This window comes from Saccharothrix sp. NBAS 001, from assembly GCF_056640475.1.
Genome location: NZ_CM153251.1, coordinates 9042501 through 9057835, shown reverse-complemented (window position 1 = coordinate 9057835; position 15335 = coordinate 9042501). Strand labels below are relative to the sequence as shown.

The 15335-nt window shown below is 68.1% G+C and carries 16 protein-coding genes and 2 rRNA genes (1 of these 18 only partly in view); 4 read left to right on the top strand and 14 right to left on the bottom strand.

The window, feature by feature from the left end; translation table 11 throughout:
• Positions 1 to 113: 113 nt before the first annotated feature.
• From AC0HI0_RS40580 to AC0HI0_RS40565, 4 genes are read right to left on the bottom strand one after another with little or no spacing between them, the layout of a single operon-like run.
• The gene (locus tag AC0HI0_RS40580) at positions 114 to 845 is read right to left on the bottom strand and encodes a hypothetical protein (protein ID WP_480928765.1); all 732 of its coding nucleotides are present in this window, start codon (positions 843 to 845) and stop codon (positions 114 to 116) included.
• Entirely contained in the window at positions 835 to 1086 is a 252-nt protein-coding gene (locus AC0HI0_RS40575; RefSeq protein ID WP_480928764.1) for an AMED_5909 family protein, read from the bottom strand. Before AC0HI0_RS40575 ends, AC0HI0_RS40580 begins: the two co-directional genes overlap by 11 nt.
• The gene (locus AC0HI0_RS40570) at positions 1067 to 1402 is read right to left on the bottom strand and encodes a hypothetical protein (protein WP_480928763.1); all 336 of its coding nucleotides are present in this window, start codon (positions 1400 to 1402) and stop codon (positions 1067 to 1069) included. Before AC0HI0_RS40570 ends, AC0HI0_RS40575 begins: the two co-directional genes overlap by 20 nt.
• 3 nt (positions 1403 to 1405) lie before the next feature.
• A complete protein-coding gene (locus AC0HI0_RS40565; protein ID WP_480928762.1) occupies positions 1406 to 1786 on the bottom strand; it encodes a hypothetical protein in 381 nt (126 codons plus the stop codon).
• Positions 1787 to 1996: 210 nt separating this feature from the next.
• Here AC0HI0_RS40565 and AC0HI0_RS40560 point away from each other — a divergent pair, with 210 nt between their 5' ends.
• Together AC0HI0_RS40560 and AC0HI0_RS40555 are read left to right on the top strand one after the other, a co-directional pair.
• Positions 1997 to 2863, top strand: a complete 867-nt coding sequence (locus AC0HI0_RS40560) for a DUF5919 domain-containing protein (RefSeq protein ID WP_480928761.1) — start codon at positions 1997 to 1999, stop codon at positions 2861 to 2863.
• Positions 2860 to 3657, top strand: a complete 798-nt coding sequence (locus AC0HI0_RS40555) for an inositol monophosphatase family protein (protein WP_480928760.1) — start codon at positions 2860 to 2862, stop codon at positions 3655 to 3657. Before AC0HI0_RS40560 ends, AC0HI0_RS40555 begins: the two co-directional genes overlap by 4 nt.
• A 27-nt stretch (positions 3658 to 3684) precedes the next feature.
• Here AC0HI0_RS40555 and AC0HI0_RS40550 read toward each other — a convergent pair whose 3' ends face one another.
• Together AC0HI0_RS40550 and AC0HI0_RS40545 are read right to left on the bottom strand one after the other, a co-directional pair.
• Positions 3685 to 4011, bottom strand: coding sequence for a DUF6338 family protein (locus AC0HI0_RS40550; RefSeq protein ID WP_480928759.1), 327 nt, complete (start codon positions 4009 to 4011; stop codon positions 3685 to 3687).
• 112 nt (positions 4012 to 4123) lie between these two features.
• Complete coding sequence (locus AC0HI0_RS40545) at positions 4124 to 4687, bottom strand: hypothetical protein (protein WP_480928758.1); 564 nt, start codon at positions 4685 to 4687, stop codon at positions 4124 to 4126.
• Between the two features lie 211 nt (positions 4688 to 4898).
• Between AC0HI0_RS40545 and AC0HI0_RS40540 the strand changes: the two genes are divergently transcribed.
• Positions 4899 to 5117, top strand: coding sequence for a hypothetical protein (locus AC0HI0_RS40540; protein ID WP_480928757.1), 219 nt, complete (start codon positions 4899 to 4901; stop codon positions 5115 to 5117).
• 42 nt (positions 5118 to 5159) lie between these two features.
• Here the strand turns inward: AC0HI0_RS40540 and AC0HI0_RS40535 are convergent, their stop codons facing one another.
• The 6 genes from AC0HI0_RS40535 to AC0HI0_RS40510 all read right to left on the bottom strand — a co-directional run bounded on the left by AC0HI0_RS40535 (position 5160) and on the right by AC0HI0_RS40510 (position 11705).
• Positions 5160 to 6089, bottom strand: coding sequence for an NADP-dependent oxidoreductase (locus AC0HI0_RS40535; protein WP_480928756.1), 930 nt, complete (start codon positions 6087 to 6089; stop codon positions 5160 to 5162).
• A gap of 12 nt (positions 6090 to 6101) precedes the next feature.
• On the bottom strand, positions 6102 to 9044 hold the full coding sequence (locus AC0HI0_RS40530; RefSeq protein ID WP_480928755.1) for a bifunctional [glutamine synthetase] adenylyltransferase/[glutamine synthetase]-adenylyl-L-tyrosine phosphorylase: 2943 nt from the start codon (positions 9042 to 9044) through the stop codon (positions 6102 to 6104).
• 39 nt (positions 9045 to 9083) lie between these two features.
• The gene (locus AC0HI0_RS40525) at positions 9084 to 9308 is read right to left on the bottom strand and encodes a hypothetical protein (protein ID WP_480928754.1); all 225 of its coding nucleotides are present in this window, start codon (positions 9306 to 9308) and stop codon (positions 9084 to 9086) included.
• On the bottom strand, positions 9305 to 10438 hold the full coding sequence (locus tag AC0HI0_RS40520) for an inorganic phosphate transporter (RefSeq protein ID WP_480928753.1): 1134 nt from the start codon (positions 10436 to 10438) through the stop codon (positions 9305 to 9307). The genes AC0HI0_RS40525 and AC0HI0_RS40520 overlap by 4 nt, the downstream gene beginning before the upstream one ends.
• Before the next feature lie 85 nt (positions 10439 to 10523).
• Positions 10524 to 11261 carry a type 1 glutamine amidotransferase gene (locus AC0HI0_RS40515; RefSeq protein WP_480928752.1) on the bottom strand — a complete coding sequence of 246 codons (738 nt, stop codon included), beginning with the start codon at positions 11259 to 11261 and terminating at the stop codon, positions 10524 to 10526.
• Between the two features lie 15 nt (positions 11262 to 11276).
• Entirely contained in the window at positions 11277 to 11705 is a 429-nt protein-coding gene (locus tag AC0HI0_RS40510; protein ID WP_480928751.1) for a rhodanese-like domain-containing protein, read from the bottom strand.
• A gap of 80 nt (positions 11706 to 11785) precedes the next feature.
• On the opposite strand from AC0HI0_RS40510, the gene AC0HI0_RS40505 reads away from it, so the two are divergent.
• Complete coding sequence (locus tag AC0HI0_RS40505) at positions 11786 to 12250, top strand: Lrp/AsnC family transcriptional regulator (protein ID WP_480928750.1); 465 nt, start codon at positions 11786 to 11788, stop codon at positions 12248 to 12250.
• A 75-nt stretch (positions 12251 to 12325) separates the two neighbouring features.
• On the opposite strand, the gene rrf is transcribed toward AC0HI0_RS40505, so the two are convergent.
• Positions 12326 to 12442, bottom strand: a 5S ribosomal RNA gene (gene rrf / locus AC0HI0_RS40500).
• Between the two features lie 116 nt (positions 12443 to 12558).
• Positions 12559 to 15335 (bottom strand): 23S ribosomal RNA (locus AC0HI0_RS40495); it runs 302 nt beyond the window's last position.

Below are 15335 nucleotides of genomic sequence, written 5' to 3'. Positions count from 1 at the left end.
GCGCGAGGTATTCGACTCCACGACACGGCCTTGGGGTACCTCACACTGATCGTCTTCAGTTGTCACCGGAGCACGGACGGATACCTCGATCCGATGCCCGCCCGCGATCCCTGCTAGTACGTCGACGGATCAGGCATCCAGCGCAACCAGGCCACGACGCCGTCAAGGCTGATCGAAAAGCGCGTCTCCTCACGGCTCGTCCCGCCGTGCTCCCGCCACCGGTGGCACGTGGCATGACCGGCCGCGACCAAGTCCAAGCAGGCCAACCGCGCCATGTCCTCATCGGCATCCGCCGCCGCCATCAGGTCCTTGATCGTCCACTCTCGCGACGAGACCAGCACAAGCGCGTCGGCCACCCGGAACAGCACCGGGAACGAGTAACCCACAGCCTCGCCCCGCTCTCCGTCATCGGCCGACAGCCGCGCTCCCATCACCGCCGCCAACCGGTCGTCGCGCCACGCCTCGCTGTCACGCAACCAGTCGTGCGCGACCCCCGGACCGCCCCAGTAGGCCAGTCCCGCCGGCGACAGCCGAGGCCGATGCACCGGGAAGCCGCTGGGCAAGGTGTCGGCCTCGACCGTCAGATGCCCCAACTCGGTCAGATCGGCGCACATCTTGCGCACTGCGGAGTACGGCACCTGGGCCGAGCGCGACAACATCCGCAACGACCGTTCCTCATGCGGATAACCGACCAAGAGGCGCATCACCGCCTCGAACATCGCCGGCGTGTACGCACCGGCCAGCCGCTTCAACGGCAACCCGCCCCGCACCACACGGCCCAAGTCGCCTTCGACAGCCGCGCCTCGCCGACCCGCCGAACGCTCCACAGCCTGATCAACGCTCATCCGACTCGACTCCCTCAGCCTTTGCACGCTCACGCGTGGCCCAGTACAGCGCTTCGTGGTGGTGTCCCCGATCGACTTCCGCGACCCGCGCGTACACCTCCGCCGACCGCAGGTAGAACTCCCGCCGCACGTCCGGAGAGGCGTCCGAAGCCGGCATGAGGTGCGTCAACTCCTCGTGCGCGTCCTTGAGCAACGTCACGGCGTTGGCCTGTGCCCACGGGTCAGTCTTGGTGCGCCCCATGACCACCCACCCCCTTGACGGGTGCGTGAGCCCGGTGGGAGCCGGCGGTCCGGTCGCCGCCCGCGATGCGTTCGTTCACGTCCGCCTGGTGGTCGAACGTCTCGGCCCCGTGCAACGCCGCCGCCTTGGCCCACCACGGCGTGCTCTCCAAGGCCGCGAGCTGCCGCCACAACCGCGCGACGAGCCGGTACGTCGACGCGATCCGAGCCGCCGCCACCGGATCATCAGCGGCGACGTACCGATTCGTCTCGTGTGCTCCCGTGTAGGCCCGGTACGCCGCCTGCCACTGAACGACCAGTTCCTGAAGATCGGACACGGCTCACGCGGCCTTGGCCTCGGAGCTGCCACCGTTCGACTTGCCCGCGTCCGGAGCCGAGCCGCCCGACCGACCCACCGCCCGGAACGCGGTAGCCCGGAACAGGAACGACTGGTACTTGAACTCACCGTTCCCCGCGATCCGAGGCTCAGCGCTCAGCCCCTCCAACTCCACTGGCCGCATCCCCGGCACCACCTCACCGGTGGTCGGCACCGGCTGAACGTCGACCGGCAACGTGACCTCGAAGCTCTTGCGCTTGGCGTTGGGCTCGTGCGGGTCGGTGACCGTGACCTTCCACTGTCGCCGACCGGTCACCCCGTCCATTCGCTGCCGCACCGGCCGACCGGCCGCCCGCAGGAACCGGAACCTCTTGTTGATCGCCATCGGCTGCACTCCTCTGACAGGTGCCGCTATCTCGCGGCTTGCTCAATCAGATTCGGCAGCCTGTAGTCCCGTCCCAGGTCCGTAGCGGTCTCACCTCCCGCACGCAGAGCGCGTGCCGGAGTCAAGTTGTCTCGTCTTGGTCTCATCCGGGTGCCAGCCTCGGCCGAGTCACCACGTCGGGGAGGCCAGATGGCCACACGGTCCACTCTCTTGAGGGTCCTGCTCAGGCAACGCCACATGCAGGGCTACCGCGCCTTCTGCAAGGAGTACGACCGAGTCGCCAAGCAGCTAGACCCCGACCTCGTCGGCCGCTATCCCAGCAAGGCCCAGTTCTACCGATGGCTGTCCGGCGACCTGCTCGGCCTGCCCTACGCCGACCACTGCCGCATCCTCGAAAAGATGTTCCCCGGCTGGACCGCCGAACAACTCCTGTCCCCGCACGAGGGCGACGCCGACAGCCTCGTCACACCGTCCCAGCCGCCGGCAACTTCCACCCACCCCGTGCCACGCCCGGTCCAGATGCCGCAGCAGACACGCTTGGCCGACGTCACCGCCGTCTACCCGAGCCGCACCGAGTTCCTGCACAACGTCACCCCACGCGACCTGTTCGAGGGTGCACGAGAGATCCACATCGCCGGACTCTCGCTCAACGTCCTGTGCCAGCAGTACTCCGACAACGCACTACTCGACTCCATCGAGACCGGCACCACCATCAAGGCCCTTTTCCTCGACCCGAGCGGCCATAACATCACCGCTCGCGAGCACGAGGAGGGACTACCCGAAGGACACCTCTCCATGCTCACGCGCCTCAACATCGAGGCCCTGCGCCGAGTCGGTGCCAAGGTCTCGCCGGACGCGCGTGGACAGCTCGCCATCCGGGTCTACGACGAACCGATCCGCTACAACATCCTCGTCACCAACCAGGCGAAATGCATCGTCCAGCCCTACCTGCCGGACGCCAGGGGCGTCGAATCCCCTACGCTCGTGATCGAGAAGGATGATGCGGTACCGGGCCTTTTCAGCACCTTCTCACAGGTGTTCGACTCCATGTGGGACCGCGCGAAGGAGACCCGGTGACGCAAGCGCTCGATCAGTTGACCGCCATCGCGCAGAAGGCCGTGACGATCGGCAGCGACCTGATCAAGCACACCCGTCCCGAAACGGTTACCGAGAAGTCCGACCGTGACACCTATACCGACGTAGACCTCCGCATCGAGCGCGACATACGTGCCTACCTGGCCGAGGTCACGCCCGAGATCGGCTTCATGGGCGAGGAAGAGGGCTTCAGCAGCCAGGCCGCAAGCAGCGACCGCGTCTGGGCGCTTGACCCCATCGACGGCACGTCGAACTTCGTACACGGCGTCCCACTCAGTGGTGTCTCACTGGGACTCATGCAAGGCGACCACGCAATCGTCGCCGCGATTACCCTTCCTCATCTGGATCTGCACTACTCCGCCGCCCACGGGCAAGGCTCGTACGTCAACGGACAGCGGATGCGGGCCAGCAAAACGGCCGAGTTGCCGAAAGCCATGATCGCCATCGGTGACTACGCGCTAGGCGCAGGCGCGGAGGAGAAGAACCGGCAGCGCATCGCACTGACCGCAGCACTCGCCGCAAAAGTCGAACGCATCCGCATGTTCGGTTCGGCCGCCCACGACCTGGTGTGGTTGGCCGAGGGTCGCATCGACGGCGCGATCATCCTGGCCAACAAGACCCACGACATTGCGGCCGGCGTGCTCATCGCCCGCGAAGCCGGAGCCCACGTGCTCGACAGTTCCGGCACGCAGCACAGCTCAGCCGCCGCCCACACCATCGCCGCCGCACCCGGCATCGCCAAGCCGTTGCTTGCCCTCGTGCAGTCGGCTATCTGACTCACTGCCGAATTCGGCTCCATGGGATCAAGGCGCGCGGCCGGTCCCGGTGCACGTGGCCGGGTGGCGGCGCGCCGCGCAGAGCTGCCGCCAAGCCACTTCCGGCCACCAAGGTCGGGACGATCGCGCGGTCATGTGGTTCCCAGTGCCGGGAACGGCCATCGACTGCCGCGACGACACGACCAGCGTCAACGACAAGGCGGTGAACGCGAGGCTGCCCAGCGCGACCCGGCTCGCCTCGCGGAACGCCGACTCATTCAGCCCCGCGCGCCGGCGCTCACGGAGCAGTTCGAAGACGATGCCGGGTGCGACGAGCCCCAGGAACGCCGGCAGCGCGCCGAGGGCCTGCGGCACCATCAGAGGGTGTCGCCACCGACGTCGGGCGGGCCAGCCGGTTCCGAGTCGAGGTAGCCGGCAGGCGCGGGCACGGGCTCGCTGTGCGTCTTGTACGGGCCGTGCACCCGCGTTACCTGGGCACCGGGACGTCCGCCACGGTCACCGCACCGCCCGCGGGTGCCAGCTGCCCGACGATCCCGCCGAACGTCACCGCCACCACCGACGCCGAACCGGCCACGCCGGGGTCCAGTTCCACGTACCCCGACGTGCTCGCGTTCTTCGCCACGGTCACCGGCCACTTGCTGGTGGCCAGCGACGCGCTGTAGTTCCGCTTCCCGTCGTCCACCGCGGACACCGACGCCAACGGCAGGTCCATCTTCGCCGTGCTCGCGTTCACCACGGTCACGTGCAGCCGCAACCGCCCACCGGCGTTCTCCACCCGCGTCACCTCGACGGTCAGCAACCCGCGCGCCTGCTTCCACGACCCGACGGCCACCTTGGTCTCCACAGTGGCCGGGGCCTGCGCCGACGACGTGCCGGCCACGCCGTCCGCGCCTCCCGTCCCCGGCGAGGTGGTGGGCGTGCCGGACCGGAACGTCACGCTGAGCGCGCCGACCCCCACGGACCCCGCCGTCACGGCCTGCACCACGCCCAGCAGCACCAGCACGCCGAGCACGGCGAGGCCGATCTTCACGGCCGTGTTCCTCTTCCTGCGACGGGTCTCGTCCATGACGTCCTTCGTCCGGGCGCACGCGTGCGAACGTCCCCCCATTGAGCCCTGCCAGTCTCGGCACGGCGACCACCGGCAGTCAATGGACACCGGCCGGACACCGGGTGGTCACACCGGGCCCGCGCGGGCGGAACCCGCTGATACCACGGTCGTGGCGGGCGGTTAGGGTCGCGCCGTGTCTGATGACGTCGCAACCACCGCGCAGGTGCTGTCCACTAACATCTTCGACTCCGCCGCCGAGGCGATCGAGGCGATCGGCGCCGCCGACGTGCTCGGCCTGGGCATCAAGGTCTCCAACCGGCTGGTGCCGGACGAGGACTCCGACGACACCCTGGTCGAGGAGTGGATCGTGGAGCTGTTCACCTCGGTCCCGACGGTGGACGACGAGGAGTGAACGCGCGAGGGCCTCCCAGGTCACCCCGGGAGGCCTTCGCCGTCACACCGTCAGCACGATCTTCCCGCGCACGTGCCTGCCTTCCAGCAGCCGGTGCGCCTCCGCGGCCTCGGCCAGCGGGAACGTCTGCTGCACCACGACCTTCAGCTCACCGGCGCCGGCCCGGTCCGCCAGCCACTCCAGGTCGGCCTGGACGGGCTTGGCGTACGCGTAGCGCCCGCCCAGCTCCAGCACGTTGGTGTCCACAATGGACACGATCCGCGACGGGTCCCGCACCAGCGCGGGCGAGTCGTCGAGCGCGGGGCCGCCGACGCAGTCGAACGCGACGTCCACCTTCCCGTCCCCGCCGACCAGTTCGGCCACGTTGTCCACCAGCGCGTCCCCGTACGCGACGGGCTCGACGCCCAGCGAGCGCAGGAACTCGTGGTTGCGCGGCGACGCCGTGCCGATCACCCGGGACGCCCCGAGGATCCGCGCGACCTGCACCGCGAGGTGCCCGACACCCCCGGCGGCGGCGTGCACGAGCACCGCGTCACCCGACGTCACGTGCACCTTGCGCAGTGCCTGCAACGCGGTCAGCCCGGTCAGCGCCAGGCCGCCGGCCTCCTCGAACGACAGGTTGGCGGGCTTGTGCGCCAGCCCTCTCTCGGTGGCCGCGACCAGTTCCGCGTACGTGCCGTGCTGCACGTGGTCCTTGCGCTGGTAGCCGAACACCTCGTCACCGGGCTGGAAACCCTCGACGGCCGGCCCGACCGCGCGCACCACCCCCGCCACGTCCCAGCCGGGGATCAGCGGGAAGTGGTGCGGCACGGAGTCCTTCACGTACCCCATGCGCACCAGCCGGTCGACCGGGTTCACCCCGGCCGCCCGCACCTCCACCAGCACCTGGTCGAAACTGATCGGCGGATCGGGCAGTTCCCTCAGCGTGAGTACCTCGACATCGCCGAACTCGTCCTGTGCAATCGCCTTCACGCACCCCAGTGTTCACGAGCCGTAGAAGACGCGCTCGATCACGGCGCGTGCGCGCCGCGTGGTGCGCCGGTAGGCGTCGAGGAACTCGCCGGGGTCGCGCGGCTGCCCCATCACCCCGGCCACGGCCGCCAAATCACGCCCGGTGGTCGGCAACTGGTCGCCGGGCTTGCCCCGGACCAGCACGATCGCGTTGCGCGCCCGGGTCGCGACGAGCCACGACTCCTTCAACGCGACCATGTCGTCCTGCGCCATCAGCCCCGCCTCGGCCGCCGCGCGCAGCCCGCGCACCGTCGACGGGGTCCGCAACGCCGGCACCTCGTGGGCGTGCTGCAACTGCAACAGCTGCACGGTCCACTCCACGTCGGCCAGCCCGCCGCGCCCCAGCTTGGTGTGCAGTGACGGATCCGCGCCACGCGGCAGCCGTTCCGCCTCCACCCGCGCCTTGATCCGCCGGATCTCCCGCACGGACGCCGCGTCCAACCCGTCCGCCGGATACCGCACGGGTTCGACCAGCTCCATGAACCGCGCGCCGAGCCCGACGTCCCCGGCGATGAACCGGGCCCGCAGCAGCGCCTGCGCCTCCCACAGCTCGGACCACTGCGCGTAGTACGCCCGGTAGGACTCCAACGTCCGCACCAACGGCCCCTGCCTGCCTTCGGGCCGCAGGTCGGCGTCGACCTGCAACGCCGGGTCCTGGCTGGGCGCGCTGAGCAGCCGCCGCACCTTCTCCACCACCGCGCTCGCGTACCGGACGGCGTCGGAATCGGTCACCCCCGGCGCGGCCTCGCACACGAACATCACGTCCGCGTCCGACCCGTACCCGAGTTCCCGCCCGCCCAGCCGCCCCATGCCGATGACCGCGATGGCCGCCTGCCGCTCGCCGGTCGTGCGCACGACCGCGTCCAGCGCGGCCTGCAACACCGCCACCCACACCTCGGACAGCGACACGCACACCGTGCGCAACGACACCAGCCCGAGCAGGTCCGCCGACGCGATCCGCAACAGCTCCTGGCGGCGCAGCGACCGGGCGGCGGTGACCGCGCGGTCCAGGTCGTTGTAGCGGGACACGGTGCTGCGCAACGGGTTGCCGATGGTCATCGGGTCCCGGCCGACCAGCCCCTCGGTGTCGGCGAGCAGCCGCAGCACCTCGGGCGCGCGCACCAGCAGGTCCGGCACCAGCCGCGACGTGCCCAGCAGCGCGGCCAGCCGGTCCACCACCGTGCCCTCGTCCCGCAGCAGCCGCAGGTACCAGGGGGTTTCGGCGAGCGCCTCGGACACCCGCCGGTAGGCCAGCAGCCCGCCGTCCGGGTCGGGCGTCTCGGCGAGCAGGTCCAGCAGCACCGGCAGCAGCGCCGACTGGATCCGCGCCCGCCGCGACACGCCCCTGGTCAACGCCTCGATGTGCTTCAACGCCCCGTCCGGCGCGGCGTAGCCGAGCGCGGCCAGCCGGTTCTCGGCCTCGGTGGTGGTCAGCCGCAACGCCTCGGTCGGCACGTTCGCCACCGCCTGCAACAACGGCCGGTAGAACAGCTTCTCGTGCAGCCGCCGCACCTGGTTGGCGCGCTTGCGGAACTCCGCCAGCAGCACCTGCGCCTCGGACAGCCCGCCCTCGGCCTGCAACCCGGAGGCACGCGCCAGCCAGCGCAGCCCCGCCGCGTCGTCGTCGGCCGGGAACAGGTGCGTGCGCAGCAGCTTCTGCAACTGCAACCGGTGTTCCAGCAAGCGCAGGAACCGGTAGGCACGCCCGAAGTCCGAGGCGTCCGTGCGCCCCACGTACCCACCGCGCCCCAACGCCGCGAGCGCCGCCGTGGTGGTGGGGATGCGCAGCTCCTCGTCACCGCGCCCGTGCACCAGTTGCAGCAACTGCACCGCGAACTCGACGTCCCGCAGCCCGCCGCGCCCCAGCTTCAACTCCCGGTCGGCCAACCCGACCGGCACGTTGTCCTCGACCCGGCGGCGCATCGCCTGCACGTCGGGCACGAAGTCCTCGCGCTCGGCGGCCGTCCACACCAACGGCCCCACGACCTCCAGGTACCGCTGCCCCAACTCGGCGTCGCCGGCCACCGGACGGGCCTTGAGCAGCGCCTGGAACTCCCACGTCCGCGCCCACCGCCGGTAGTAGGACGCGTGCCCGTCCAACGTCCGCACCAGCGCACCCGCCTTGCCCTCGGGCCGCAGCGCCGCGTCCACCTCGAAGCACGCCTGCCCGGCGACCTGCATCATCGTGCTGGCCAGCCGGGTCGCGACCCCGACATCGCCCTCGCCGACGAACACCACGTCGACGTCGCTGACGTAGTTCAACTCCCGCGCACCGCACTTGCCCATCGCGATCACGGCCAGCGTGCACTCGCCGGCGCGCGGCACCTCCCGGTAGGCCACGTCCAGCGCGGCCCGCAGCGCGGCGACCGCCAGGTCGGACAGCAGCCCGGCCACGTCGTCGTAGCTCACGTACCGCAGGTCCGGCTCGGCGACGTGCGCCAGGTCCTCGGCCGCGACCCGGCACAGCAGCGCCCGGTACTCGATCTTCAACGCCCGCACGGCGTCCGCGCCGGTCAGCCCGTCGACCGAGGCGACCAGCGCGGGCGCGAACGACTCCGCCGACACCGGTTCGGCGTCGGCCAGCAGCGCCCACCGGTCGGGGTTCGCGGCCAGGAAGTCCGACAGCGCGGTGGACGACCCGAGCACCGCGAGCAGCCGCCCGCGCAGCACGTCGTTGGCCCGCAACGCGTCGTCCAGCCCGGCCCAGCCCGCACCGAGCGCTTCGCGCAGCCGGTCGACGCCCAGCAGCGCCAGGTCGGGGTCGGGACTGCGGGACAGCGCCCACAGGATCGGCTCGTTGCCCTCCGAGGGACGTCGGCCGTCCCACCACCCGGCCGCGCGCAGGAGTTCACCGCTGCGCGTCTCGGTCAGGCCGAACCGGGCCGGGGATGTCGGGGTGCGCGCTGGATCGGTCATCGAACGACACCGTAGTACCGCGAGCGCCGGCCGGGTCGGTCAGTGCGCCACGATCAAGTAGATGCCGAACAGCACCACGGTCACGCACGCCACCAGGCACGCGCTCGCGGCGGCCGTCGGCAGCGCGACCGAACCGCCCCGCTCCCGCGCGTCCTCCCGCGCCGACAGCGCCCGCAGCCCCGCCGAGAACAACACCACCAGCCCCAGCACCACACCCAGGCTCACCCCGAACACCGTGCCCAGCGCCACCCAGTCGACCTTCACACCGCCACCTTGTGCGTCTCGGACTGCGCCGCGATCTCGTCCACCACGTGCTCGGGCCGCACCGGCTCGCGCCGCGACAGCAGCCAGATCACCAGCGACACCACCACGGCGACCACCGCCACGGCCACCACGCCAAACGTCCCGGCGGACGCGACCTTGCCCGCGATCGCACCGACGATCCCGGCCGCGGGCAGCGTGAGCATCCACGCCAGCGCCATCCGCCCGGCCACACCCCACCGCACGCCGTCGCGCCGCCGCCCCAGCCCGGACCCCATGATCCCGCCGGACGCGACGTGCGTCGTCGACAGCGCGAACCCGAGGTGCGACGACGCCATGATCACGGTCGCCGCGCTGGTCTGCGCCGCGAAGCCCTGCGGGGCCTCGATCGTGGTCAGGCCCTTGCCCAGGGTCTGGGTGATCCGCCAGCCGCCCAGGTAGGTGCCCAGCGCGATCGCGACCGCGGCGCTCAGGATCACCCACATCGGCGGCGCGGAACCCGGCGCGAGCGTCCCGGCGGTGATCAGGGTGAGCGTGATGATGCCCATCGTCTTCTGCGCGTCGTTCGTGCCGTGCGCGAGCGACATCAGCGCCGCCGACGCGATCTGGCCCGCCTTGAAGCCCTTGTGCGACACCGACTCGCGCGCCCGGCGGGTGAGCCGGTAGGTGAGCACCGTGGCCAGCAGCGCCACGATCCCGGCCACCAGCGGCGCCGCGATCGACGGCACCACCACCTTGTCGATCACCTTCGCGAAGTGCACGGCGTCCGCGCCCGACGCGATCCAGGTCGCCCCGATCAAACCGCCGAACAGGGCGTGCGACGAACTCGACGGCAACCCCACGTACCAGGTGACGAGGTTCCACACGATCGCGCCGACCAGGCCGCCGAACACCACGGCGGGCGTGATGCGCGCATCGTCGACGATCCCGCCGGAGATGGTCTTGGCCACCTCCACCGACAGCAGCGCGCCCACCAGGTTCAACACCGCCGAGAACGCGACCGCGGTGCGGGGCTTCAACGCGCCGGTCGCGATCGATGTCGCCATCGAGTTCGCGGTGTCGTGGAAGCCGTTGGTGAAGTCGAACGCCAACGCCGTGGCGACCACGATGATGACGAGGAGCGAGGCATCCACGCTGATGTTCCTCCGGCTGGAACGACACAGTCGTGGGTGAACGCTACCTGTACTGCCGATGAACACTCACATCAACGGAGGTTCGTCACACCAGCGGCAGGTTCCGGGTCACCGACACCTCGCCGTTCGCCAACCGGACAAAACGCTCGGCGAACGGCTGCCACACCTCACGGATGTCCTCGTGACCCCGTTCCAGCCGCTCCGGATCCAGCCGCGCAGGCGGCACGTCGGCGACGATCTCGGGCGCCCCCTGTGCCCAACGCAATACCATCTCCGGCGTCGTCTCGATGTGGAACTGCACCCCGTAGGCGCGGTCACCCACCCGGAACGCCTGGTTCGGGTACTTCGGCGAAGACGCCAGCAGCTCCGCGGTCGGCGGCAGCAGCGCGATCTCGTCCTCGTGGAACTGGAGCACGTCCGGCGTCCACGGCAGGTCGGCGAACAACGGGTCCTTGCCCGCCACGTCCCGCTTCGCCACCAGCGCCACACCCACCTCCGGCCCGTGCGGACCGCGCCGCACCTGGCCACCGGTAGCCGCCGCGAGCAGCTGCGCGCCCAGGCACACGGCGAGCGTCGGCACCCGCTTGGCGACCGCGTGCGACAGGAGCTTGCGCACGTCCGCCAACCACGGGTGGTCGACGTCGTCCAGCGCCCCCATCGCACCGCCCAGGACCACCAGGCCCCGGTGGTCGGCGAGCACGTCGGGCACCGGCCGCTCGTAGGTCTTGACGACGTCGAGCACCGCCCCGGCGTCGGTCAGCCAGTCGCCGAGGCGGCCGGCCGGGTCTTTGTCGTCGAGCTGGAGCACGAGCAGACGCGTCACCCGACCGAGGGTAGATCAGCAGGCGCACGCGACCCCGTGCAGGTTCTCGGTCCGGCCTTCGGTCGGGTACCCGGCGGCCTGCCACGCCCGGATCCCGCCGGCGAGCCGCTTCACCCGGAACCCGAGCGCGGCGAGCTTCGCCGCGCCCTTCGTGGCGGCGTTGCACTCGAAGCTCTCGCAGTAGCAGACGTAGACCAGGCTCCGGTCCCAGCCCGCGGTGGTCGTGGCGTCCATCTCCCAGTGCGGCAGGTTCACCGCGCCGGGGATGCGCGCCAACGCGAACGCCTCCGCGCTGCGCGTCTCCACCAGCCGGAAGCCGTGGGTCTCACCGGAGCGGAGATCGCGGACGACGTCGTCCGGGTCGGCCTCGAACGCCAGTTCGGCGGCGAAGAACGCGGCGGCGACGGCGGGGTCGGCGGGCGGGAAGCGCAGCGTGTTCGTCATGGTGGAAATCCTGCTGGAGCCGCGCGTCGCGGCACAGGGACAAGTCCAGGCGTTCGCGGCGGTGTGCCTACGATTCCACGGTGGAACTGGACGATCTGGATTGGAAGCTGCTCGACCTGCTCCAGCGGGATGGCCGGATGACGTTCACCGAACTCGCCAAGCGGGTCGCGCTGTCCGCGCCGGCGACCACCGAGCGCGTGCGACGGTTGGAGCAGGCCGGCGTGATCACCGGGTACGCCGCCGTCGTGTCGCCGCGCCTGCTCGGCCTGCCGATCGAGGCGATCGTCCGGGTGCGGGTGCGCAGCCTCGACACGCCGAGGTTTCGTGAGCGGATCGTGACCCTCGCCCAGGTCCTCGACGCAGACCACGTGACAGGCGACGACTGCTGGCTCCTGCGCGTGGTGTGCCGGTCGACGGTCGAGCTGGAGGAATTCGTGGAGCAGGCGCAGCGCTACGGCGACACCACGACGTCCTTGGTGTTCTCGTCCGCCGTCCGGAACCGGCCTGTGACACGTGACGTGACCCAGGGCATCGCGTCCCCCTAGAGAGAACATCAACCCCAGAACGCACAAAAGCCTTCAGGGGTACCCGGCGGACCGGATACCCCTGAAGGAATGATTGTTCGGCGGCGTCCTACTCTCCCACACCCTCACGAGTGCAGTACCATCGGCGCTGGAAGGCTTAACTACCGGGTTCGGAATGGGACCGGGTGTTCCCCAACCGCTATGACCACCGAAACACTATGAAATTACCAACCCGTAGGCACCACACCCCCCGACCCCGGAAAAGGGCAGGGACCGTGGTGGTCCGGTTCGGTTCCTTCAGAACCGCACAGTGGATGCGTAGCATGTTTGTGAGCAAGTCCTCGGCCTATTAGTACCGGTCAACTCCAGCCGTTACCGGCCTTCCATCTCCGGCCTATCAACCCAATAGTCTCTTGGGGGCCTTACCCCACAAAGGGTGGGATACCTCATCTAGGAACAGGCTTCCCGCTTAGATGCTTTCAGCGGTTATCCCTTCCGAACGTAGCCAACCAGCAATGCCCTTGGCAGGACAACTGGCACACCAGAGGTCCGTCCGTCCCGGTCCTCTCGTACTAGGGACAGCCTTCCGCAAGTATCCTACGCGCGCGGCGGATAGGGACCGAACTGTCTCACGACGTTCTAAACCCAGCTCGCGTACCGCTTTAATGGGCGAACAGCCCAACCCTTGGGACCTACTCCAGCCCCAGGATGCGACGAGCCGACATCGAGGTGCCAAACCATGCCGTCGATATGGACTCTTGGGCAAGATCAGCCTGTTATCCCCGGGGTACCTTTTATCCGTTGAGCGACCACGCTTCCACAAGCCATGGCCGGATCACTAGTTCCGACTTTCGTCCCTGCTCGACCTGTCGGTCTCACAGTCAAGCCCCCTTGTGCACTTGCACTCGACACCTGATTGCCAACCAGGCTGAGGGAACCTTTGAGCGCCTCCGTTACCCTTTGGGAGGCAACCGCCCCAGTTAAACTACCCACCAGGCACTGTCCCTGATCCGGATCACGGACCGAGGTTAGACATCCAGTACGACCAGAGTGGTATTTCAACGACGACTCCACAACCACTGGCGTGGCCGCTTCCCAGTCTCCCACCTATCCTACACAAGCCGAACCGAACACCAATACCAAGCTATAGTAAAGGTCCCGGGGTCTTTCCGTCCTGCCGCGCGTAACGAGCATCTTTACTCGTAGTGCAATTTCGCCGGGCCTGTGGTTGAGACAGTCGAGAAGTCGTTACGCCATTCGTGCAGGTCGGAACTTACCCGACAAGGAATTTCGCTACCTTAGGATGGTTATAGTTACCACCGCCGTTTACTGGCGCTTAAGTTCTCAGCCTCGCCCCGAAGAGCTAACCGGTCCCCTTAACGTTCCAGCACCGGGCAGGCGTCAGTCCGTATACATCGTCTTGCGACTTCGCACGGACCTGTGTTTTTAGTAAACAGTCGCTTCTCGCTGGTCTCTGCGGCCGAAAAATCCTAGCCCGCAAGGGGCTTCAAATCCCTCGGCCCCCCTTCTCCCGAAGTTACGGGGGCATTTTGCCGAGTTCCTTAACCACAGTTCGCCCGATCGCCTCGGTATTCTCTACCTGACCACCTGTGTCGGTTTGGGGTACGGGCCGCATGAACACTCACTAGAGGCTTTTCTCGACAGCATGGGATCACCCTACTTCGCCTCAATCGGCTATGCATCACGTCTCAGCCCATGTGACGTGCGGATTTGCCTACACGTCGGCCTACACGCTTACACCAGTACTACCACTCACTGGCGGAGCTACCCTCCTGCGTCACCCCATCGCTTGACTACTACAAGTTCAGGTCCCGCGCTCCACGTTCCCGATCGTCCGAAGACTCACGGAAGGCTTTGGGCGGTTAGTATCACAAGGTTCGCCATGGGCGCGTTCACACGGGTACGGGAATATCAACCCGTTGTCCATCGACTACGCCTGTCGGCCTCGCCTTAGGTCCCGACTTACCCTGGGCGGATTAGCCTGGCCCAGGAACCCTTGGTCATCCGGCGGCAGAGTTTCTCACTCTGCTTTCGCTACTCATGCCTGCATTCTCACTCGTCCAGCCTCCACACCTGGATCACTCCGGCGCTTCGACGGCTGAACGACGCTCCCCTACCCATCCAGACAAAATCTGAATGACACGGCTTCGGCGGTGTGCTTAAGCCCCGCTACATTGTCGGCGCAGGACCACTTGACCAGTGAGCTATTACGCACTCTTTAAAGGGTGGCTGCTTCTAAGCCAACCTCCTGGTTGTCTGAGCGACCCCACATCCTTTCCCACTTAGCACACACTTAGGGGCCTTAGCCGGCGTTCTGGGCTGTTTCCCTCTCGACTACGAAGCTTATCCCCCGCAGTCTCACTGCCGCGCTCTCACGTACCGGCATTCGGAGTTTGGTTGATTTCGGTAAGCTTGTGGGCCCCCTAGACCATCCAGTGCTCTACCTCCGGCACGAAACACACGACGCTGCACCTAAATGCATTTCGGGGAGAACCAGCTATCACGGAGTTTGATTGGCCTTTCACCCCTAACCACAGCTCATCCCCCAGGTTTTCAACCCTGGTGGGTTCGGGCCTCCACGCAGTCTTACCCACGCTTCACCCTGGCCATGGCTAGATCACTCCGCTTCGGGTCTAGACCACGCGACTCAAACGCCCTATTCGGACTCGCTTTCGCTACGGCTACCCCACACGGGTTAACCTCGCCACGCAGCACTAACTCGCAGGCTCATTCTTCAAAAGGCACGCCGTCACCCCTAAAGGCTCCGACGGATTGTAGGCACACGGTTTCAGGTACTATTTCACTCCCCTCCCGGGGTACTTTTCACCTTTCCCTCACGGTACTAGTCCGCTATCGGTCACCAGGGAGTATTCAGGCTTAGCGGGTGGTCCCGCCAGATTCACAGCGAATTTCACGAGTACGCTGCTACTTGGGAACACCACAAGGAGACACCGGGTTTTCACGTACGGGACTCTCACCCTCTACGGCCGCGCTTTCCAGACACGTTCCGCTAACCACAGTGTTTTCTGACTCCTTGCCAGTCCGGCAGAACTGGCCAGTGGGTCCCACGACCCCGCACACGCAA